Source organism: Flavobacterium sp. LHD-85 (genome assembly GCF_030929595.1).
Taxonomy (GTDB): domain Bacteria; phylum Bacteroidota; class Bacteroidia; order Flavobacteriales; family Flavobacteriaceae; genus Flavobacterium.
Window position 1 is genome coordinate 166,532 of sequence record NZ_JAVFVR010000006.1, and the last position, 23,695, is coordinate 190,226.

Annotated in this window: 20 protein-coding genes; 10 read left to right on the forward strand and 10 right to left on the reverse strand. The window is 33.9% G+C overall.

Annotation, left to right across the window (positions count from 1 at the left end):
* Positions 1–66 precede the first annotated feature (66 nt).
* The 6 genes from RB618_RS12400 to RB618_RS12425 all read right to left on the reverse strand — a co-directional run bounded on the left by RB618_RS12400 (position 67) and on the right by RB618_RS12425 (position 8,754).
* Positions 67–501 carry a hypothetical protein gene (locus RB618_RS12400; RefSeq protein ID WP_308069007.1) on the reverse strand — a complete coding sequence of 145 codons (435 nt, stop codon included), beginning with the start codon at positions 499–501 and terminating at the stop codon, positions 67–69.
* A 333-nt stretch (positions 502–834) separates the two neighbouring features.
* Entirely contained in the window at positions 835–1,116 is a 282-nt protein-coding gene (locus RB618_RS12405) for a hypothetical protein (protein ID WP_308069008.1), read from the reverse strand.
* A gap of 291 nt (positions 1,117–1,407) precedes the next feature.
* Positions 1,408–3,672, reverse strand: a complete 2,265-nt coding sequence (locus RB618_RS12410; protein WP_308069009.1) for an AAA family ATPase — start codon at positions 3,670–3,672, stop codon at positions 1,408–1,410.
* A 249-nt stretch (positions 3,673–3,921) separates the two neighbouring features.
* Positions 3,922–4,719: a TatD family hydrolase gene (locus RB618_RS12415; RefSeq protein ID WP_308069010.1), complete on the reverse strand. Its 798-nt coding sequence runs from the start codon at positions 4,717–4,719 to the stop codon at positions 3,922–3,924.
* Positions 4,720–5,078: 359 nt separating this feature from the next.
* Positions 5,079–6,500, reverse strand: coding sequence for an RtcB family protein (locus RB618_RS12420; RefSeq protein ID WP_308069011.1), 1,422 nt, complete (start codon positions 6,498–6,500; stop codon positions 5,079–5,081).
* A 736-nt stretch (positions 6,501–7,236) separates the two neighbouring features.
* Complete coding sequence (locus tag RB618_RS12425) at positions 7,237–8,754, reverse strand: TROVE domain-containing protein (protein WP_308069012.1); 1,518 nt, start codon at positions 8,752–8,754, stop codon at positions 7,237–7,239.
* Positions 8,755–9,136: 382 nt separating this feature from the next.
* On the opposite strand from RB618_RS12425, the gene RB618_RS12430 reads away from it, so the two are divergent.
* The 8 genes from RB618_RS12430 (at position 9,137) to RB618_RS12465 (ending at position 19,084) form a co-directional block, all read left to right on the forward strand.
* A complete protein-coding gene (locus RB618_RS12430) occupies positions 9,137–9,784 on the forward strand; it encodes a hypothetical protein (protein ID WP_308069013.1) in 648 nt (215 codons plus the stop codon).
* A 210-nt stretch (positions 9,785–9,994) separates the two neighbouring features.
* Entirely contained in the window at positions 9,995–11,032 is a 1,038-nt protein-coding gene (locus tag RB618_RS12435) for a WYL domain-containing protein (protein WP_308069014.1), read from the forward strand.
* 221 nt (positions 11,033–11,253) lie between these two features.
* Positions 11,254–11,712, forward strand: coding sequence for a MarR family transcriptional regulator (locus RB618_RS12440; RefSeq protein WP_308069015.1), 459 nt, complete (start codon positions 11,254–11,256; stop codon positions 11,710–11,712).
* 47 nt (positions 11,713–11,759) lie between these two features.
* Entirely contained in the window at positions 11,760–14,150 is a 2,391-nt protein-coding gene (locus RB618_RS12445; protein WP_308069016.1) for a 3-hydroxyacyl-CoA dehydrogenase/enoyl-CoA hydratase family protein, read from the forward strand.
* Between the two features lie 98 nt (positions 14,151–14,248).
* Entirely contained in the window at positions 14,249–15,430 is a 1,182-nt protein-coding gene (locus RB618_RS12450; RefSeq protein WP_198856475.1) for an acetyl-CoA C-acyltransferase, read from the forward strand.
* Positions 15,431–15,557: 127 nt separating this feature from the next.
* On the forward strand, positions 15,558–15,908 hold the full coding sequence (locus tag RB618_RS12455; RefSeq protein ID WP_308069017.1) for a four helix bundle protein: 351 nt from the start codon (positions 15,558–15,560) through the stop codon (positions 15,906–15,908).
* A gap of 59 nt (positions 15,909–15,967) precedes the next feature.
* On the forward strand, positions 15,968–17,758 hold the full coding sequence (locus tag RB618_RS12460) for an acyl-CoA dehydrogenase family protein (RefSeq protein ID WP_308069018.1): 1,791 nt from the start codon (positions 15,968–15,970) through the stop codon (positions 17,756–17,758).
* Between the two features lie 309 nt (positions 17,759–18,067).
* Complete coding sequence (locus RB618_RS12465; protein WP_308069019.1) at positions 18,068–19,084, forward strand: glycoside hydrolase family 18 protein; 1,017 nt, start codon at positions 18,068–18,070, stop codon at positions 19,082–19,084.
* 47 nt (positions 19,085–19,131) lie between these two features.
* On the opposite strand, the gene RB618_RS12470 is transcribed toward RB618_RS12465, so the two are convergent.
* The 4 genes from RB618_RS12470 to RB618_RS12485 all read right to left on the reverse strand — a co-directional run bounded on the left by RB618_RS12470 (position 19,132) and on the right by RB618_RS12485 (position 21,616).
* Positions 19,132–19,623, reverse strand: a complete 492-nt coding sequence (locus RB618_RS12470; protein WP_308069020.1) for a hypothetical protein — start codon at positions 19,621–19,623, stop codon at positions 19,132–19,134.
* 82 nt (positions 19,624–19,705) lie between these two features.
* Positions 19,706–20,533, reverse strand: coding sequence for a transporter (locus RB618_RS12475; protein ID WP_308069021.1), 828 nt, complete (start codon positions 20,531–20,533; stop codon positions 19,706–19,708).
* A gap of 134 nt (positions 20,534–20,667) precedes the next feature.
* On the reverse strand, positions 20,668–21,183 hold the full coding sequence (locus tag RB618_RS12480) for a DUF4251 domain-containing protein (RefSeq protein WP_308069022.1): 516 nt from the start codon (positions 21,181–21,183) through the stop codon (positions 20,668–20,670).
* 4 nt (positions 21,184–21,187) lie between these two features.
* Entirely contained in the window at positions 21,188–21,616 is a 429-nt protein-coding gene (locus RB618_RS12485) for an META domain-containing protein (protein WP_308069023.1), read from the reverse strand.
* Between the two features lie 213 nt (positions 21,617–21,829).
* Between RB618_RS12485 and RB618_RS12490 the strand changes: the two genes are divergently transcribed.
* Positions 21,830–22,357, forward strand: a complete 528-nt coding sequence (locus RB618_RS12490; RefSeq protein WP_308069024.1) for a superoxide dismutase family protein — start codon at positions 21,830–21,832, stop codon at positions 22,355–22,357.
* 109 nt (positions 22,358–22,466) lie between these two features.
* A complete protein-coding gene (locus RB618_RS12495) occupies positions 22,467–23,669 on the forward strand; it encodes an LETM1-related biofilm-associated protein (protein WP_308069025.1) in 1,203 nt (400 codons plus the stop codon).
* Positions 23,670–23,695: the final 26 nt, after the last annotated feature.

A 23,695-nucleotide genomic window follows, 5' to 3' on the forward strand; every position in this document is an offset into this window, starting at 1 on the left:
TCCTGAGCGAAGTCGAAGGATTTCACCTAAAGATTTGGAATTTGGAATTTAATTTTTGGAATTTAATCACCAGTAGCTTCCCGCCAAGAAAGTCAGCCTGATAAAAGTGAGGTTTTTATTTTGAGATAAATCGACTTGTTCGGTTAGCGTTTCCAGCTGATCGTCTCCGTAGAAAACAGCGTACATTCCGTCTTCGAAAGCTACAATGGCATTTTCCTGCGCTTTGGCCAAATCTACTTGATTGTGATTGTACAGCGCGCCAAAACCTACTTTTCCGGTATCGGTAAGAATGGGCAAATAATTTTCTTTGGGAAGATGGATTTTGTCTTCGTCTTCAAACTCAAAAGATGAAGAACGGAACAATTGTACCTGATGATCAACAATCGATTCTATGAGTTTTTGTGTAGTAATGACAGGATTTTCTATATCCAGAGGGATACTTTTTTCCTGAAGTAGCGGATGTTTTTTTCCTAATTGTTTAACTGAGATGCTTATATTCATCTTTATCGGCTTTTAATTTGAAGCCGTAATGTAAGATTTTTAAAGCGATTTTTGCTTAAAATAATGTCTTTTTAATGTTAAAAAAAATATTTGAAAAAACTCTTTAGCATAACTATTTTTAGTCTAGTTTGTCATTTCGAGGAACGAGAAATCACACTAGAAACTCCACAAAGTAAAACCCAATCTGTGTCGAATCCCGCGTGCGATTTCTCGTTCCTCGAAATGACAAGATTGTGCAAACTATTATTATGTGCAGAAATTTATTTCTTATAAAATTACAAACCGATCACCAAAAAAAATCCCGACAAATAGACATTGTCGGGATTTGAGTTTTTATTGAGATAATTTACGATTGCTACTACAAGCCTTATAAATCTGCTTCTCTGAAAATGGCGATAAGGCTTCTGCCAGATTTCGGCTGGTTCTTAAACAGCTCAGTATTTTTTGCCTTAAATTGATATCGTCGCCAAACTCTGTATGCATTAAAAGCTCGAAGATTTCCTGCAAATACAGGGGCTGTTCTTTGTAATCTCCCTCAAACAATTCGTCTGAAAGGAAATTAATTACGGATGGCACTACATCACGATGTGTTGGTTTTTGATTTTCTTTTGACATTTTCGAAAATATTTAAACGCACGAAGCCCTCATCTTCGGTTGTGTCAAAACACTACAAGGAGTGGAATTAGGGCTATCACTAGCTCCAGCAACGTGAATGAGGGCTCGTTATGTTAACTTAAAATTTAAGTTTCGGATTTCTCCTTGTATAGTATTTTGACTTTACAAAGATATACTTTTATTTAAAAAGAAAGAAAAAACTTATAATTTTATTATTTTTACTATATCACTTGTCCAAAGATAAAAATTACAATCCATAGTATAATTTCTTGCTCAAAGCAAAACTAGCTTTTAATTCATCATAGCTTCATAATGAGGCTCTGCTATTTCTCTAAAAATCATTTCGAATGCATTGAATAAGTTTTCAGGAACTTCGTTTATAATTCTTTGATAAAACATTTCATCTAACGGAGAAACTTTATGACTTCCATCATTTATCTCAGAAATTAAGGCACTACAAATATAATACCTCGGGTCAGTAATAGAAATGTTAGATAATGTTCCCCAAGAATCTTTTCCTAACCTCGTAAAATTAGCATAACTCTCTAAAATCCTCCTCATTATATTACAAAGAGAAACATTTAGTTCACTATCATTTTTTTCCTTGAATGTCTTTAAGGAATTCCATAGTAATGTATAATCATTTAAAATTTCGTTTTTATCACCTGTACAAATTATGCTACTTTCGTTCTTCGTTTTAGTTATTTGAAAAAAGGTTTTATCATAACAAATAGGTCTAAAGTCAGACGAAACCTCTTTAAAAAAATAAAGATTATGAGACATTATAAAAACTTGTTGAATATTTGAGTTTCTTAAAATTTTATGATCAGGCTTATTCCCCTTTTTGGCAATTAACTGGTGAATTAACGTTGTAACAATAAATAAAACTTGACTATCAAGACTTGATACAGGATCATCAATTACAATAATCTTCTTTTTTGAACTTCTATCAATGTTATCTGTTCCTAAACATAACTGATAAAAATATAAAAATGATATAAAGTTTTTTTCACCTTCACTCAACGTTTTAAATACATTATTTGAGTTTTCATCATCAATTCTTTTCAAATAGTACTGAGAAATGTTATTTACCTTCTCTTTTTCATCAATTAAAAAACCATCAAAACCGCTATTGACTAAAATTGTATTTATATTAGATATTGCTTCTTGAGTAGTTACTGTTTCAGTTTTCCATTGTTCAATTTTTTCTTTTGATTCTGAAATTAAAGAATTAATATAATTTTCGGCATTAAGTTCAAAAAAATAATCAATTGCACAATTATACTTTTCTATATGGTATTGATTTATTTTTTCTCTGCTTTCTCGTGCAAGATAACACCACAAATCTATCTCAAATTGCTTTCTATTTGAATCTATGTTATTAAAATCGTCGTTATGCTTTTTAATTATTTTTTTGATATTAGAAATCTCAATTTTAAAATTAACTAATGATTTTATTTCTTTTCTAACATTAGAATCCTTAATCTTTAAATCTATTTGTTCTATATTTTCATCAAAAAAGGTTTTTATTGAATCATACAAATTAGACACAATATTTTTTTCATTAAATTCACCTAAAATGCTTTTTAATTCCTGCAAAAAAAGTGATGTATTTGAAATATAATCTGTCTTTAACTTTTCTAATTCGGATATTTTATTTTTATAATTCTCATCAAAATAATTTTCAAACTTATCAATTAATTCTGCGTCAACAGTTTCCTTCTGACAAAAAGGGCAAATTTGTAAATCTTCATCTTGCTTCAAAAATGAAATTCCTGTCGAAACCCAATTTCGAATTCCCAAATCATTAATCATTTTTGCAATATCTACATCATTATTACCAATAATCACTTCATTTAAGAGTTTATTCAACTCTACTTCTTGCTTTCGGATTTTAGAATATAATTCTCTAGATATATTTGAATTTATTTTTACAAATTCATTGTCAAAATATCTTTTATAAGCATCTATTAAATCTTCGAAAGTAATATTATCATTGCTCAAAGGATTCGATAAAACATTTAAGATTTTATCAAAATTATTCTGTATTTGCTTATAAGGAAATGAATCCTTTATTTTTAAAAAAAATTGAAGTGCATTCTTTCTATCTTCGAAACATTCTTTTTTTAATTTATCAAAATTGACTTTATCATCTTGAGTAATTTTATCTTTTTTTGGTTGTAAAATATCTTTAAGATAATCTATATTTTGTTGCAAAAAGATATTTTCATTTTCAATTAATGTATCAATTGTCTCATTACCTTGATTAAGAGAAAAAATTCCATTTTGAATATCTTTTTTAATGAAATTTTTCTCTGTAAACTTTTCATCAAAAACTAATATATCATAATTGTCATCTAAATATCCTGTTTGACTACAATTATTAAAATCAGTAGATCTTAAAATCTCTTCTAAAGATAAATTATATAAAAACTTAGCAATTGTCGATTTTCCCGAGCCATTTTTACCAAAAAAGAAATTAACCTTTTTCAAATCATCAATCATGACTTCATTCTTATAACTTGATATTCCTTTAAGCTTAATATTTGTAATCATAGCAAATCAATTTATTTCATTTTTTCTTTAAAAAATATTTTATTATTTAATCTTATCGGCTTTCCATTATGTTCTTAGTTTAAATACTATTTCAAAGATTAATAATATTTTTTTAGACTTCTTACGTTTTTCCGTAATCGCTATAGTTTTATAGAGTATTAACATCTCCAAATATATATAAACAAAAAGCCCTCAAAACAAGTACAAACCCCTGATTTAAAAGCCAACGAATAATCTTTATAATACTATTTAAATCCCAAAAAAGCTCTTAGAATTCCGAGTCGTTTCCTCCGCTACTTTAGCTAAAGTAATTCCTTTAAACTGTGCAATTGTTCCAGCAACGAAAGGCAGAAAAGCAGGTTCGCAACGGCGTTCGTGGTATTTCTTTAAAATGCTGTTCGGTACATTTTTAGGAAGCATAAACGGCGCATCGGTTTCAATCATCATTCGGTCGAGCGGTACGTACTGAATGACTTCTTTTAAAGGACTGAAACGTTTGGCATCTGAAATCGCTCCCGTAAAACCCAGATAAAATCCGTTATCAAGATAGGTTTTGGCTTCTTGCAACGTTCCCGTAAAACAATGCACAACAGCTTTGGGCAATTGCGGTAAATAGTCTTTGGTAATATTCATAAAAGAACTAAAAGCGCTTCTTTCGTGCAAAAACAAAGGTTTCTGTACTTCAATCGCCAATTCTAATTGAGCTTTATAACATTCTTCCTGTTTGTTTCGGGGCGAAAAGTCACGATCAAAATCGAGTCCGCATTCGCCAACCGAAACTACGTGTTTCAGTTCTAATAATTTCCTGAGTTTCGAAATACTCTGCGCATCAAAACTCTTAGCATCATGCGGGTGTATTCCCGCCGTAGCGTACAACACGCCCGGATACTGCCTCGCAATCTTTGCAGATTCTTCACTATTTCGTACGCATGTGCCCGTGAGTATCATTTGCGATACATCGGCATCGAGCGCGTCTTGTACGACATCGTCTATGTCGTTTTGGAATTGTTTGTTGGTCAAATTAATTCCGATATCTATGTAAGTCATATTTTTTGTTTTTTTGCCACGAAGGCACTAAGACACAAAGTTTTTTTTATTCTTTGTGTTGGTTATTATTTTATTAATCTCGCAGAGTCGCTAAGTTTTTTTGTTTCACGCAGATTTTGCAGATTATGGCAGATTTAAAATGATTTTTATAAATAATCTCCGAGCATCTGCTTAAATCTTTTTAAATCTGCGTGAAAAAATCTTTACCCTCAAAGTTTTTCATTTCGACTAAAGAAAGAAATCTCAAAAATCTTGCCTCTTGCCTCTTGCTTCTTCTCAATCCTCCCTGCTCCCGTCATCCGCCATTCTCACTAATTAAAGAAATCTCAAAAATCTTCCTTCTTGCCTCTTGCTTCTTCTCAATCCTCACGGCTTCCGTCATCCGCCATTCTCACCAATTTTGGAGTAAACTTCGCTACAACATCCACTAAATCTTTCTGCGCTTCCATCACCTGATTGATATCTTTATATGCCATTGGGGCTTCGTCTAGACCTGCTCCGATAAGCGTAACGCCATGATCTCTCAGGATCAATTTCATTTCGGTTTGCGTAATGTTTTTTATGGCTTGGGTTCTGCTCATTTGTCTTCCTGCTCCATGCGAAGCCGAATTGATGGCGTTCTCCTCGCCTTTTCCTCTCACCAAAAATCCCGGTGCGGTCATACTTCCCGGAATGATTCCCATAACGCCTTTTCCGGCTGGGGTTGCTCCTTTTCTATGTACAATCACTTCTTCGCCGTTCCAGATTTCTTTCCAGGCAAAATTATGGTGGTTTTCGACTTTGGCTAAAATTGTTGCACCTAGAGCGCGTTCCATTTTGTTATGGATAATCTCGTGACAAGCCGACGCGTAATCTCCCGCCAAATTCATCGCCAACCAATATTCTTGTCCTAATTGTGAGTTCATATCCAAATACGCTAAGTTTTTGGCTACTTCTGGAAGTCTGCACTCGTATTTGGCTATTTTAGTATAATGTCCAGCAATGGTTGCTCCCATTCCACGTGAACCGGAATGCGTTAACAATGCGACGTATTTTCCTTTTGGGATATTTAGAACCGCATCGTCTTGCGCAAATTCCATGATTCCGAATTCCACAAAGTGATTTCCACCACCCGAAGATCCTAATTGCGACCAAGCTTTATCTTTCAAGTTCTTCACAAATGGATTCATATTAAAAGTCTCGTTCTCCAAAACCGCATGATCTGATTTGTACTGACCGTGAAATCCGTGACCTGCTCCAAAAATAGAATTGGCAATTAATTCTTTTTTGAATTTAGCTTCGTTTTCAAAGTAAAAATCTTCTGGAATATCATAAACCGACAACGCCATTCTACACCCAATATCAACTCCAACACCATACGGAATAATGGCATTTTTTGTAGCTAGAACTCCGCCAATCGGTAATCCGTAACCTTGGTGCGCGTCTGGCATTAAAGCTCCAGCAACCGTAACAGGCAATTTCATGGCAACTTCCATTTGTTTTCTGGCTCCGTCTTCGATATGATCTAATCCGTAAGCCGAATATGCATTCGGATTCTGATTTAAAGCGATGAAATCTTCTGGTTTTTCATTCGATTTTTCGATTAAAGCCACAGCCAGTTTGCTGAAGATTTTATCGTCGATATAATTCTCTGGAGTTTCTAAGACGTTTTTGAAATTTGCAATCATTTCATCTCTTGTGAATCCGTTTCTTTTGCTGTTTATTTTTAATGCGATTCCGATTATTTTTCCTTCTGGGAATCCTAATTCTAATATATCTGTTCCGTTTATTTGTGTTTTCATTTGTTTTGTTTTTTTTTTAAAAGAGTATAGAAAAAAGATCATAGAAAATAGACTTTTCCAAAGTCTCAAAATCTATACTCTATTCTCTTTATTCTATTTTCTTTTTTTAATTCATAATTTTTAAAAGAGGTAACACTTAGGAATGGTCTAATTTTCTTGGAACGAAGTAACCATTTCCTGACGACACTCTTTTTTAAGAGCAATATTCTATAAGCGACTTTTAGGATTCGAACCTAATATTATCATGCCGCGAAGTAGCGCTTTATAGACGGCATCTTATTTTTTGAAAAAGTAATAATTTATAAGAGTTAATATTCAACCTAAACGAAGTAGCTCTCATACACGACATTTTTCAGTTTTAAAAAGAAGTAAAAAGCAATAAGAGAAACGGGGCTTGTCTTGCCAGAGTCGAACTGGATAACCTTGCTGATTTTACAACTTCGCTATTCCTCCCCAAATTTGAGACGAAGTAACTCTTATTTACGACATTCTTTTTTATTTTTAAAACAAGGCAACAAACGATTAGTGAAATTTACGTGCTCTACCACTGAGCTACACTTCCTTTTATATTTTTTTCTTGCGGAAGTGGCAGGGCTCGAACCCGCGACAACGTCGTTAACAACGAAGTAACACTTATCTACGACACTTGCTTTTTATTCTTATTTTCAATGAACTTATTTCTTTTACAAATATTCAAATCATACTGCGCAATTATTTTGCGCAGTAGATTGAAAGTTTACAATTCTATTCGATTAATGTAATTCAAAGCGCTGTTTTTATCCTCTAAAGCATTCAAAACATCAAACACTTTATCTGACCAGCCGGCTATTAAATATACATCGTTTTTTTCTATGTTTATTGGCGACTGACCGTAACCAGCCAAATCAAACAAATACAATTTTGCATTTGGTGCGATACTTTTATATCGATTCCATGAATTTGCAAATGAGTCTTTTGTGTACGCGTTATTCCACATTTGAACGTCTGTAAACAACATTACTTTGTCTACAATTTCTTTTCGGGCGATTAAATCTTCCAAAACCAAATGACCATTTGTAGCGTAACCCACTTCACCTTCACGTTTGTAATATTCGTTGACGTTGGCCAATATGCTTCGTTTTGGCATATTGATTATTTTCCAACGATCACCAAACATACCGCTTACCACATTTTTACAACGGCTTTGCATTAACATACCCAACATCAAACCGATATCATAAAGCAATACTTTACTTTTTGGTGAAATTGGCTGTTGCATTGAACCCGAAACGTCACAAGCAATTACGACCGATGTGTTTACATCAAAACCTTTTATGTTTTGTGAACTCGCCATAACAGCATCTTCCAAGGCATCTAAAACCATTGAAGTGTATTTGAAATTCAAATCTTTCACTTCACGATAAGCGGCTAAAAATCGGAAAGGCAATTGTTTTGAGTTTGCGACTGCTTTTTCGTTAGAAAGATAATCGCATACTTTTTGGATATGAAAACCAGAAACATTCGCTTCTAAGATATTTCGTAAGTTACGCAACAAAGCCATGTAACCTATTTTACCGCTATCAATCAATTCTTCCCATTTTTGAGTAAATGCTTTTTGTTTTTCAAATTCGTTATAAAACTTTATCTGACCTAATTGCGACAACTCAGTTTCCCAAGTATATGGCGTTTGCAAAGTGTTACTCACAACTTTATTAAAAATGATTTGTTGCGCTTCGTCTTTTGCTTTCGGATGAACCAAAAACAAAGCATCTTTTAATTTAACCACGCCATCACGATTGTATTTTGCGAATTGGTATTCGTCAAATTTATTGAATGAAACCGCTAAACCTTTTTGGATTTGTTTTGATAAACGGTTTAATTTCTTAACGCCATTTCGTTCGTTTGCCATTTGATAATAAGCCAATAATTCTGTGATTTCATCTGCACGCTGAATTACATTGATTATCATTTTACTGATTAATGAATCGCCAGAATAAATTTTAGCCAATTCTACAACCAAAACTAATGGCACTGAACGCATATGCATTTCGTTGCGGGCATAAACTGCCAATTTTGCAACAAATACTGGATTACATTTTTTAATCAAGTTTTTGATTCGCTCTAAACGAGTTGTATCTTTTTCATAAAATGAAGCACTTAAGCTTGTTGTTACAACTGCTGCGTATAATTCGTATTCTGATGTTAAAGAAAAAGCCGGTGCATTTTCGTGATTAACTATATTGTTTTTCTCTTTTGCTAAAAAATTGAATTTCATAATTTCTGGTTTTTAAAATTAGACAATGGTTATTGTTTTATTTCTTGAGCAAAGATTTCAAAACCACTACGCAATTATTTTGCGCAGTAAAAAAAGAATTTTAAATTTGAGTAAATATTAATTTGAAAAAAGCGCATAAATCCCAGAGGGATGGCATATTTATAGATATTTCTAGATTAGAAAAAAAGAGTCCCAGAGAGACAAAATCTTTATAACTATTTTTCAGGATCCATTTCAAAAGCTCCAGCGGGGTGACATATGTATTGATGAAATATAAAATTTGAAGGTGTCGCTCCGCTGGAGCTTTATGGTTGGGTCTTATAAATTAGCTATAAATATTTCGCTCCTCTGGAGCTTTTAATAGATAAAACAAAAACACAAGATGAATTTAAAGGAAATATATTCTGAATTACTCTCTAATATTGGCTTTTCAGCAAATGACATTCAGCAAAACTGGTTGGATCTAGAAAAGGCATATTCCAAAAAATCAAGACATTACCATAATCTCACGCACTTAAAAGAAATGATTGCCCTTTTTGAAATTTATCGTGATAAACTTGAAAACCCGAATGAAATATTATTTTCTATTTTCTATCATGATTTTGTGTATTCGGCTTCTAAAAAAGATAACGAACTCAAAAGCGCCGAGTTTGCTGTATCTATTTTTACAGATGTTAAACCCGACAGGTTTAAAAAACCAATCGGGTTTGCGGAATTTGATCATTACTTGGTTTTTGACGCGATCTGCGCAACGCAACAACATCAGCAAAATGCAATTGAAGATATAAATTGGTTAATCGATTTTGATTTGAAAATCCTTGCTAAAGATTGGGATGATTATAAAATCTATTTTGAACAAATTAGAAAAGAATACCGCATTTATCCTGATTTTTTATATAAACCTGGGCGTGCAAAAGCGTTGAAGCATTTTCTGGAGAATGAGTTTATTTTTCAGACTGATGAATTTAGAGGTTTGTATGAAGAAAAAGCTCGAGCTAATATTGAGAAAGAAATAAAGTTATTAAGCTAAAAATTGAATCTCGCAAAGACGCGAAGACGCAAGGTTTTTTGTTTCACGCAGATTTTACAGATTTGAGCAGATCTAAAAAGATTTTATTTTTAAAATAATCTGCTGAATCTGCCTAAATCATTTTTAATCTGCGTGAAACAAATCTTAATAATCATTAAATTAAAAAACTTTGCGTCTTCGTGACTTTGCGAGCAAAAAACACACAAAGCAATGTCACAAAACAAAAACGCCTTAATCCGATACAAAACAATTGATAAATGTCTGCAAAATAAATACAGACAATGGACATTAGAAGATCTTATCGAAGAATGTTCTGAGGCTTTATCTGAATATGAAGGACGACAAAACCCAATCAGCAAGCGAACTATTCAAATGGATATTCAGCTGATGCGCAGTGAGAAACTCGGTTATAATGCGCCAATCGTGGTTTACGATAAAAAGTATTATAAATATGAAGACGAAGATTTTTCTATAACCGATATTCCGTTGACGGAGACGGATATGAATGTTTTGACAGAAACGGTTTCGATGTTGAAACAATTTAAAGATTTCTCTTTATTTAATGATGTGTCGGATATTCTACAGCGATTGGAAGATAAAATCTACGCCGAAAAATCGCATACCAAACCCGTAATTTATTTGGATAAAAATGAAAAATTAAAGGGGTTGCATTATCTGGACGAAATCTATCAGGCGATTATCAAGAAAATGGTGCTGATAATTACTTATAAATCTTTTAAATCTGCTGAAGAAACTAAATTCCATTTTCATCCTTTTATATTAAAGGAATTTAATAATCGTTGGTTTTTAGTCGGAAAGAAAAAAGCCTCACAACCGATTACCAATTTGGCTTTGGACAGAATCATTTCGATTGATTATGATTTTAATCATCCATACTTAGAAGAAGATTTTGATGCCGACATTTATTATAAAGATGTAATAGGCGTTACGGTAAATTCAGGATTGAATGCAAGACGAATTGAATTATGGGTTGATGCTTCGAATGCGCCTTATATACTCACAAAACCTTTGCATACTTCTCAGCGATTAATTAAGGAAAATGAAGACGGAAGTGTTATTATACATATATATGTAATACCCAACTACGAAATGGAAAGGCTTTTATTAGGTTTTGGAAGCTGTCTGGAAATTTTAAGGCCAGAAGGTCTGAGAAATCGTATGAAAAAGATACTTCAGGATGCTATTTCGCGCTACGATTCTGAAAAATCAACTGAAATAAATGCATAATTTTTTACAGAATACAGAATTAAATGCGTTTTAAAAACTAAAAAAGGATTTTTACAGCATTAAAAATGTTAAAATCTAAAAAAAGAATAGTATATTACACTTAAAATAAACAACCAAAACCCTCTAAATCAGGGATATTTTATAACTAACCAAAAAATTATTAAAAAATTATATGCATGCATAGTATTTTTTAATTATATTTGAAATCGATATAGTTACCTATGAAAGACAAAACGATAGATTATATTTTAAGAGCGACTTGGCAAGCTGTTTCAAGAATGTATAATGAAGAAGCTGCTAAATACGACGCAACAATGGCGACAGGATTTGCTCTTTTAAGTATGGACAAGGAAGAAGGAACTCCGTCAACGGCTCTTGGCCCAAGAATGGGTATGGAAGCCACCAGCTTAACAAGAACCTTAAAATCTATGGAAGAAAAAGGTCTAATTGTTCGCAAAAAAAATCCAAGTGACGGTAGAGGTGTTTTGATTTACCTTACCGATTTTGGAAAAGAAAAAAGAGATTTATCTAAAAATACAGTTCTAAAGTTTAATGAAACCGTTAGAAAACATGTTTCAGAAGAAAAACTGAATCATTTTATCGAAGTTTCTGAAATTATCAATGAACTGATTCATGATAAAAACATATTTAATCAAACAGAAAACACAGAAGATAAATAGTTTTTAAAGGCATTTATTTTCTCCTAATAAAACAAATAGTAACAAATATGAAACGCACAATTAAAAAAGTTGCTGTAATTGGATCCGGAATTATGGGTTCAGGTATAGCTTGTCATTTTGCTAACATTGGTGTCGAAGTTTTACTTCTGGACATTGTACCGCGTGAACTGACCGAAGCTGAAGCTAAAAAAGGATTAACACTTGAAAGTAAAGCCGTTCGCAACCGTGTGGTAAACGAACATTTGGCGAATTCATTAAAATCAAAACCATCTCCTATTTACAGTCAGAAATTCGCAAACCGAATTACAACTGGAAATACGACTGATGATATGGCAAAAATTGCCAATGTTGATTGGATTATTGAGGTTGTTGTAGAGCGTTTGGATATCAAAAAATTGGTTTTTGAACAAATCGAGAAATTCCGTAAACCGGGAACTTTAGTTACTTCAAACACTTCTGGTATTCCAATTCACTTTATGAGTGAAGGAAGAAGCGAAGATTTCCAACAGCACTTCTGCGGAACTCACTTTTTTAACCCTGCGCGTTACTTAAAATTATTTGAAATTATTCCTGGCCCGAAAACTTCTACTGAAGTATTGGATTTCTTAAACGAATACGGTTCTAAATTCTTAGGAAAAACTTCGGTTGTTGCTAAAGATACTCCGGCGTTTATTGGAAACAGAATTGGGATTTACGGAATCCAAAGTTTATTCCACTTGGTAAAAGAAATGGGATTAACAATTGAAGAAGTTGATAAATTGACTGGACCAGTAATTGGTCGTCCAAAATCGGCTACTTTCCGTACGGTTGACGTTGTTGGATTGGATACTTTGGTACACGTTGCTAATGGTATTTACGAAAACTGTCCGAACGACGAACAACACGAATTGTTCAAACTTCCTGATTTCATCAACAAAATGATGGAAAATAACTGGTTAGGAAGCAAAACTGGACAAGGTTTTTATAAAAAAGTAGATAAAGATATTCTTTCTTTAGACTTAAATACATTAGAATATCGCACTGCGAAAAAAGCAAATTTTGCTACGCTTGAACTAACAAAAACTATTGATAAACCAATCAATCGTTTTAAAGTTTTAGTGAAAGGAACAGACAAAGCGGGAGAATTCTACCGTAAGAGTTTCGCTGGAATGTTTGCTTATGTGTCAAACAGAGTTCCTGAAATCTCAGACGAATTATACAAAATTGATGACGCCATGAAAGCTGGTTTTGGATGGGAAAATGGTCCATTCGAAATTTGGGACGCAATTGGTGTTGCCAAAGGAATTGAAATCATGAAAGCCGAAGGTTTAGCCCCTGCTGCATGGGTTACTGAAATGCTGGCTTCTGGAAGCGACAGTTTCTATACTGTAAAAGAAGGAGCAACTTATTTCTATAACATTCCAACAAAATCACAAGTTAAAGTTCCTGGACAAGATTCATTCATTATTCTAAACAACATTCGCGAAAGCAAAAAAGTTTGGAGCAATAGCGGTGCAATCATTCAGGATTTAGGAGATGGAATTTTGAACTTAGAATTCCAGTCTAAAATGAATACAATTGGTGGTGACGTTCTACAAGCTATCAATAAAGCAATCGACTTATCTGAAAAAGAATATCAAGGTTTAGTTATTGGTAACCAAGCAGCAAATTTCTCTGTTGGAGCTAATATCGGAATGATTTTCATGATGGCGGTTGAGCAGGAATACGACGAATTGAACATGGCAATCAAATTGTTCCAAGACACAATGATGCGTGTTCGTTACTCTTCTATTCCAGTTGTTGTAGCGCCTCACGGAATGACTTTTGGAGGTGGATGTGAAATGAGCTTACACGCTGATAAAGTGGTTGCTGCTGCAGAAACTTACATGGGATTAGTTGAGTTTGGTGTTGGAGTTATCCCTGGTGGTGGTGGTTCTAAAGAAATGACTTTAAGAGCTTCAGATTTATTCCGCAAAAACGATGTGGAATTGAATGTTCTTCAAGAGTATTTCTTAACAATCGCTATGGCTAAAGTTTCGACTTCTGGTTACGAAGCTTTTGATACTGGACTTCTTCAACATGGAAAAGACATTATCGTAGTAAACAAAGATCGTCAGATTGCTGAAGCTAAAAAACATGCATTGTTAATGGCAGAAGCTGGTTATACACAGCCTATCAGAAGAAATGATATTAAAGTTCTAGGAAAACAAGCTTTGGGTATGTTTTTAGTTGGAACAGATCAAATGCAGGCTGGAAAATACATTTCTGAGCACGACAAGAAAATCGCTAACAAACTGGCTTACGTAATGGCGGGTGGTGATTTATCTGAAGCTACTTTAGTATCTGAACAATATTTATTAGATATCGAACGTGAAGCTTTCTTGAGTTTATGTACTGAGCGTAAGACTTTAGAGAGAATTCAATACATGTTGACTAAAGGAAAACCACTTCGTAATTAGAAAAGTAGATGAAAGATACAAGAAGCAAGATTTCAAAATAAAGTTTTGTCTTTTCTCTTGGCTCTTGCTTCTATAAATCTTTAAAAAAACAAAAACAAATGAAAACAGCATATATAGTAAAAGCATATAGAACAGCAGTTGGAAAAGCTCCAAAAGGTGTTTTTAGATTTAAAAGACCTGATGAATTAGCTGCAGAAACCATTCAGTTTATGATGGACGAACTGCCTAATTTCGATAAAAAACGTATCGACGACGTTATGGTTGGAAATGCCATGCCGGAAGCAGAACAAGGTTTAAACGTTGGACGTTTGATCTCTCTAATGGGATTAAAAGTTGAAGATGTTCCTGGTGTAACAGTAAACCGTTATTGCGCTTCTGGATTAGAAACTATCGGAATGGCGACAGCTAAAATCCAATCAGGAATGGCAGATTGTATCATCGCTGGTGGTGCAGAAAGCATGAGTTATATTCCGATGGGAGGTTACAAACCAACTCCAGATTATAAAGTTGCTGCTGCAGGTCACGAAGATTACTACTGGGGAATGGGTTTAACTGCTGAAGCGGTGGCTAACCAATATAAAATCTCTAGAGAAGACCAAGATGAATTTGCTTACAACTCTCACATGAAAGCATTAAAAGCGCAAGCAGAAGGAAAATTTGACAAACAAATTGTTCCAATTACTGTTGAGCAGACTTTCATCAATGAAAATGGTAAAAAAGAAACAAAATCATACGTTGTAAATAAAGACGAAGGACCAAGAGCTGGAACTTCTAAAGAAGCTTTAGCAGGTTTAAAACCGGTTTTTGCTGCTGACGGAAGTGTAACTGCTGGTAACTCTTCTCAAATGAGTGACGGTGCTGCATTCGTTTTAATCATGAGCGAAGAAATGGTAAAAGAATTAAATCTTGAGCCAATTGCACGTTTGGTAAACTTTGCTTCTTCTGGTGTTGAACCAAGAATTATGGGTATTGGTCCTGTAAAAGCAATTCCGAAAGCATTAAAACAAGCTGGTTTAACATTAAACGATATCGAGTTAATTGAATTAAACGAGGCTTTTGCTTCTCAAGCTTTAGCAGTTACTCGTGAGTTGAACATTAACCCAGAAATCGTAAACGTAAACGGTGGAGCAATTGCTTTAGGTCACCCACTAGGATGTACTGGAGCTAAACTTTCTGTTCAGTTATTCGATGAAATGAAACGCAGAGGTAACAAATACGGAATCGTTTCAATGTGTGTGGGGACTGGGCAAGGTTCTGCGGGGGTTTACGAGGTGTTGTAGTTTTTTGAGAGGAAAGAAGCAAGAAGCAAGACTTAATTTTGAAATGAAAATGTTCTGAAAGCATATTCTTTTAAAAGTAGTAAAAAACTTACTTTTAATTTTTCTTCTTATCTTGCCTCAAAAAAACATGAGACACAATTTTAAGAATTTGAAAATTTGGATTTTAGCTATGGAGATCACTAATGACATCTATAAACTAACTTCCACTTTTCCAAAATTAGAAACATATAGTTTAGCAAATCAGATGAACAGATGTTCTGTATCAATGCCTTCGAATATTGCCGAAGGATCGAATAGAGGAAACAAACATTTTCAGCATTATCTGAATATTAGTTTAGGCTCGTCATTTGAATTACAAACACAATTGTTAATAGCTTGTCAAAACGACTATCTAACAAAAGAAAAAACAGAAAAATTAGAAAACAAAATAATTGAATTTCAAAAGATGACTACAGGCTTCATCAATAAGTTAGGTTAAAATCTTTCTTCTTGCTTCTTGCCTCTTTTTCATCCTATCAATCTAAAAAACAAAAAGTCATGAGCGACAAAACAAGAGGAGGTCAATTCCTAGTTAAAGAAACAAAATGCGAAGATATCTTCACACCAGAAGATTTCTCTGAAGAGCAGTTAATGATGCGTGACTCTGTAAAAGAGTTCGTAGACAAAGAATTATGGGCGCATAAAGATCGTTTTGAGAAAAAAGATTACGCTTATACAGAATCATCTATGCGTAAAGCCGGTGAACTAGGACTTCTTGGAGTTGCGGTTCCAGAAGAATACGGCGGATTAGGAATGGGATTTGTTTCTACAATGTTAGTTTGCGACTACATTTCTGGAGCAACTGGTTCTTTCTCAACTGCTTTTGGTGCACACACAGGAATTGGAACCATGCCAATTACACTTTACGGTACTGAAGAACAAAAGAAAAAATACGTTCCGAAATTAGCTTCTGGAGAATGGTTTGGAGCTTATTGCTTGACTGAGCCAGGTGCAGGATCTGATGCTAACTCAGGAAAAACAAAAGCTGTTTTATCTGAAGACGGAAAATATTACTCTATTACTGGTCAAAAAATGTGGATTTCGAATGCAGGTTTCTGCAGCGTTTTCATCGTTTTTGCTCGTATTGGAGATGATAAAAATATTACAGGTTTCATCGTAGAAAATGATCCTTCAAACGGAATTTCTATGAATGAGGAAGAGCATAAATTAGGAATCCGTGCTTCTTCTACTCGTCAGGTTTTCTTCAACGAAACAAAAGTTCCGGTTGAAAACATGTTATCTGAAAGAGGAAACGGTTTCAAAATCGCTATGAATGCTCTTAACGTTGGACGTATTAAATTGGCTGCTGCTTGTTTAGATGCGCAAAGAAGAGTTACTTCTGGAGCTGTAAAATATGCTAACGAAAGAATTCAGTTCAATACTTCTATTTCATCTTTTGGAGCTATCCGCTCTAAATTAGCTGAAATGGCAACTAACGCTTACGCTGGAGAAAGTGCTTCTTACCGTGCTGCAAAAGATATCGAAGACAGAATCGCTGCTCGCGAAGCAGAAGGAACTTCTCACCAAGAAGCAGAATTAAAAGGTGTTGAAGAATATGCTATCGAGTGTTCTATCTTGAAAGTAGCGGTTTCTGAAGACGTTCAATCTTGTTCTGACGAAGGAATTCAGATTTTTGGTGGAATGGGATTCTCTGAAGATACTCCAATGGAAAGTGCTTGGAGAGATGCTCGTATCGCTCGTATCTACGAAGGAACAAACGAAATCAACAGAATGCTTTCTGTAGGTATGTTGATCAAAAAAGCAATGAAAGGACACGTTGATTTACTTGGACCAGCAATGAAAGTTCAAGAAGAATTAATGGGAATTCCATCTTTTGATACTCCAGATTTCTCTGAATTATTCTCTGAAGAAAAAGGAATTATTGCTAACCTTAAAAAAGTTTTCTTAATGGTTGCTGGAAGTGCTGTTCAAAAATATGGTCCTGAATTAGATGCACACCAACAATTATTGATGGCAGCTTCTGATATCTTGATCGAAATTTACATGGCTGAAAGTACTATTCTTAGAACTGAAAAATTAGCAAAAGCTCAAGGCGAAGATAAAGTTCAAGAGCAAATTGCTATGGCAAAATTATACTTGTACAAAGCTGTAGATATCGTAAACTTAAGAGGAAAAGAAGGAATTGCTTCTTTCGCTGAAGGTGACGAGCAACGCATGATGTTAATGGGACTTAAACGTTTCACTAAATATACTAACCTGCCAAATGTTGTGGCACTTAGAGAAAAAATTGCAGCAAAATTAGTAGCAGAAAACACTTACTGCTACTAATTTCAAAATAGTTTTTAGCTTTTAATTTGTTATAAACCCGCGCAAGTCCGAAACTGCGCGGGTTTATTTTTTGCTATATTTCCAGTGAAAGACATTTCTTATATGATGCAATATTTTTGCGTAAATTTGCAAAATATTTGTTAAAATTAGCTTTTAGGCTCCTATAGAATAGTTAAACATCAAATGGATTACAGTATATTTAACGTTCTAAAAACTATAAAAAACAAAATAATGAAACAAATTAACCTAATTACATCATTTTTATTGTGCTTTTGCTTCAGTGTTGCCTTCGCACAGAAAAATAAGAAAATGGACATTATTGCCTATTATACTGGCGATTCTCAACTTATTGACAAATACGAAGTTGAAAAACTAAACCAGATTATTTTCAGTTTCTGCCATTTAAAAGATGGTAAATTAAGTGTTGATTCTACCAAAGATTCTCTTACTATCAAACATTTAGTTTCGCTTAAAGCAAAAAATCCACAGCTTAAAATTATTGTATCTCTTGGAGGATGGGGAGGTTGTGAGCCTTGTTCTCAAGTGTTCTCAACTGCTGAAGGACGCTTAAAATTTGCAAAATCGGTAAAAGAAGTAAGCGATTATTTTAAAGTGGATGGTTTAGATTTAGACTGGGAATATCCATCTATTGAAGGACTTCCAGGTCATTTATACCAACCTGCTGACAAACCTAATTTCACTGAATTGATTAAAATATTACGTTCAACTTTAGGCAAAAAATATGAATTGAGTTTTGCCGCAGGAGGTTTCCAAAAATGTTTAGATGAATCTATAGACTGGAAAGCTGTTGCTCCATTTGTAAATCGTATTAATATTATGAGTTACGATTTAGTAAACGGATATTCAAAAGTTACAGGACATCACACTCCATTATACAGTACAAATCCAAAAGAAGAATCTACCGATAGAGCTGTTGAATTTTTATTAAAAGCAGGTGTCCCTGCTGAAAAACTAGTTATTGGAGGTGCATTCTACACTAGACAATGGAAGAACGTAGAAAACATTAATAACGGATTATATCAAGCTGGTGAACACTTTCAAGGTGTTGACTATAAAAACTACGCTACAACCTACACAGAAGCTAACGGCTGGAAATATTTTTATGATGAAAAAGCTCAAGCACCATATTGGTACAACGCTTCAACTAAAACTTTTGCAACATCAGATGATTTAAAATCTATAAAAGCAAAAGCGGAATACGCAAAAGCTAAAAAGCTTGGCGGAATTATGTTCTGGGAACTTACTCTAGATAGTTTCCGTGACGGAATGGTAAATGAAATTTACAAAGTTAAAACTGAGAAATAAAAAAAACGGGAATCAAATTGATTCCCGTTTTTTTATAGACGAATATTTTACATCATTTTAGTCTTATTTTTATCCATTTCACCAATAAATGGAATAGCTTCTAGAATTTCGCTTCTAATTATCGTTTGCAAATAAACTTCAAGCTGAATAAACTTCGCTGCATTTATTGACCCAATTGCTTTTTTGGCCTGATTATAAGTTTTAGAGTAAAGCTTCTCATAATCAACATGGTTTTTCAAAGTAGCTTTTGCCAATTCATCTGCTTTAGCATCAGTTAAAGTTTCATAATTCGCAGCATAATCATTTAGCAGCTGAAATTTTGTCTGCCCTAATGCTTTTCGAGAGGTTTCATAATCGTCGTACACTTTAGTAAAAGCCGTGGCTTGCGCATCAGATAAATTCATATACTGTTTTACCAGGTCAGCTTTAGATTTTCCATAAACACTTTGTACTACTTCTAAATCTTCTTTATAAGAAGACTGCGCATAAGATGAAAACGAGGCTGCCGCCATGATAAGAATAAGTCCTAATTTTTTCATAGTTTTAATTTTAAATTTGTTTTTAAAAATGTATGCATACTCAAATATACTGATTTTAAACACGTTAAATCCAAATCATCTTTTAAAAGAAAGAATATTGGTAAACTGCTGATAAGGCATAATAATTTAACCCATTGTTAGTATATGCTCCAACATGATATTGAAATCTAATAGACTGCCCTTTTGCAATTGGAGTAGAAAAAGTTCCTCCTACCCTCCAGTTATCAATCTGGCTATCATCTGAAACTCCATCTGTAATAGTTCTACCTCCAAAAAACCAAGTTGTATTGAAACCAACCCACATTTGGTTCTTAAAATAATAGCTTGCATGAGCTTGAAGGCTATAGGTTGGTTTTTGCTCCAATTTTTTTCCTAGATAATCATTATTATCCGTATAAAACCATACACCGCCATAAGCCTCGGCATAAACATGCGCAAACCGTTTCGACACCCCTATTTCAGGCTTAAAAGCCCACCGGTTTGTTCCAATGTTTACTTGTTTATCGCCATAATATCTTCCTGTTGGGATTGAAGTAACCAAACTGACTCCAAGAATTGTTTTTTGCTCAAAACTTCTGAATTCAGATTTATCAAGTGCAGGAGAACCTAGCAAATTAATTCCAAAACGCACTTTCATATCTGCAAAACCAGTTCTTGAGCCAGTAACCAGCTGATCGCTTATTACAGCAGATCCATCCATAAAAGTAAAAGGCAGCGCTACCTGTATACGAGCCAGTTTATCTGCCATCCCAAAAGTTCTGATATAATTTACAGCCATATTGTGGCTTTGAAGTGTAAAATCTTTTATGGGCAGAGAAGGATCTGTCAGCACATTTCCATTCATAAAAACATAACCTGCAGCAATTACATTTAAGCCTTTAGGAACATTTGCATACACTCTGGGTTCCAAATCCTGGCCAAATACGCTGAACGCACCAAAAAAGAAAAACAAAACCGAAAACCGCCACTTTAATAACCAAAAAAAGATTCTTACCATATAATATTCAGACGAATTTGTGACAAGTTTAGTATTGAATTATATCATTATTTCTCTTCTGTTTTTGGAGCATATATCACTCCATCATAACTAATTGGGCCTCTATTATTGCTACTTACAGAAAGTGTTGTGCTTCCATTATAAAAGATAGAAAACGTTAAATCGTACACATCACTAGCTCCCCTTACTGTTGCTTTTAGAATGGTATTATTCTTTTTGCTTTCGACTCTAACATTCTGAGGTTTTCCTTCAAATTTTATTCCGCCATCAGTACCGTACCCAACATTATAACCACGCCCAAAAAAAGGAAGATCGCAGGTTGTGTTATCCGTATTAAACTTTAAAAAATAAGTATTGTAGTCTAGCTGAATTAATCTCCCTCCTTGAGGTGTTGCCTTTTGAGCTTCAAAAACAAAATTCTGAGAATCGATAAGTGCTTTTATCTCATTTTGCTTCTTCAGTTCTCTTTCTTGCTTGAGTTCTTTTTTTGTTTTTTCCTGTCCAGAAACCGAAAAATTAACAACACTTAGCAAGAACAGCAAAACAGACATCTTAGTTTTCATAACATTATTTTTTAGTAAAACGCATCATGGCAATATCCCCAGAAATAAAGTTTAAAGTCTTACCATCATCTGTTACATCGTAAGAAGTTATTTTTTGAAGCGTACTCAAATAAGTTTGTTCGCCTTGCAATCCATCCAAACACATCATTTTCGTTACTGCCATAGGCTGAGTAAAATCAATTTTGTTTCCATCAACAACCAATTTCCCTGAGTATGTATTGCAGCTTGCGTTACCAGAAACCTGATTTGCTTTGGTATCAAATTTTATGGTTGGCTTTTTATTTGGATATAATCCATCAAAAGTAATTCGTGGGCCAGAAATATAATTCAGTTCCCAAGTTCCGTCAAGTTTAGAAAGTGCATCCGTTTTTGCGCATTTGCAAGAAATTAAAAACGAACTAAAAAAAACGAGAGTAAAAATCTTTTTCATCATAACATTAAGGATTAAATGTGAGCGAATTAGACAAAAGGTTTTCAGAAATTATTCGTTAAATACCTACACGAATTTAAACAATATTTTCGGTTTTTAACCCAATCAATATCAAATTATAACGTATAGTTTGACTTTTTTTTAACTTTTAGAGTTAATCAATTCCGTTATTTTATGTTAAATTTACTTAATCTTTAATTAAAAATGCCCGTAGATATGAAAAAACTAATTGTTTCTTTCGCTATAATTTCAGCCTTAATCATTGGCTGTAAAACAAATACAAAATCAAACGATGCTAAAACTCTAACTGTTGCACTAGAGCCAAAAAGCAACAGCAAAGTGGCCGGAACTGCTACTTTTGTTGAGAAAAATGGCAAAGTAACTTTTACAGCAAAAATTACTGGATTAGAACCTGGAGTACATGCTATTCATATTCATGAAAAAGCAGATTGCAGCTCTGCAGATGGAAGCTCTGCTGGAGGGCACTGGAATCCAAAGTTCAAAAAACACGGAAAATGGGGACTTGGAGAATACCATGCAGGTGATATCGGAAACTTTACCGCTGACGCAAAAGGTAACGGGTCTATCACTTTGACTACCGACGAATGGTGCGTTGGATGTGGAGATTCTAACAAAGATGTTCTTGGAAAAGGCTTAATCGTACATGCTGGAACAGATGATTTTACCACTCAGCCAACAGGAAATGCCGGAGGAAGAGTTGCTTGCGCAGGAATCATTAAATAAGAAAAATTTGAATAACCGCTATTTTTAACAAAATCTAGCGGTTATTTCATTTTAAAATGAATTCTAAAACAAGAAAAAGGCATAGCTTTGCATCAGCAAAATAAAGTCCATGATTAATCCATCAGCACCAGGCTGGATCGATAAGTTTTTTAGTGAACAGAAGTTTTCAGAAGCTATTCCTTTTGAAACTGTAGATTCGTTTTACTATAAAGTGAGAGAAACGGGATTTATTTACGGACATATTATTGCTATTGATTCTCAAATTCCAATTCCAATTAAGGGTTGGTTTAAAACCGAAATTTCAAAAGTAGCTTTACTGAATACGCTCTATCATGTTTTTTGTTTAGAGAAAAGAAATTCGGAACCTAAAAATTTTATTTCTGAAGTTTTAAAGTTTTACAAACAGATGAATCCAGAAGGATTTAATTTGTTTAAAATTTTATTGCCAAAAGACACTCCTTCTCTATCTCTAGAAAATATTATTGATCAGAGAGTTCAAACCAATGACAGTATCATCAGTAAAAACTTTTCGCATTTGGTAACGAATGCTCTTTTGTTTATTGATGTTTTAGCTTTCAGACAATATTTGGAACATGGAGAAATTCCTGAAAAATATTTAAAAAGAATTGAAGAAACGGTTCTCGGAATTGTTGGTTTGGCTTTAAAAACCAAAACTGTAAAATCGCAACACGACGATCTTTTAATTAAACTTTTTGAAGCTTCTATACGCTATTCCAAATTTTCTAAAGTTACAGTTGAGACTTTAGAAACTTTACAGCTTGATTATTTTAAAAATGAATTGGAACACTATTATTTAATTGACATGGCCGGAATGGCTTTGTGGAGTGATGGTGTTGTAGAAAACGAAGAATCGTATTTTCTATATGCTTTAGGATCAACAATGGGCGTTTCTGATGATTTTGTAACCAAAAGTATGGATACAACCAACGCTTTTATCACTACCCATAAAAAGAAGATTCCGTATTTTAATTATTCGAATCCTGTTAAGCATTTTTATGATCAAATGACGCATAGTGTAGTCAAATTAATCATACGAAATAAAAACAGGCTGATTAAAGAAATTGTCCAGAGCAAAGAACTAATGGTTCTACTCGCCTATTCTACAACAAGAGATTTGGATGCGAAAGAAAAGAAGAAAGTCAAAAAACAGCTTTTGGATATTTGTAAAACCATTCCGTCACTGACCATATTTTTACTTCCGGGAGGAAGTTTATTACTGCCGATATTGATTAAGTTTATCCCCACAATGCTGCCATCGGCATTTAATGAGAATCTAGACGAAAACGAATAAAAAAAATCGCCCTTTTTACAGGGCGA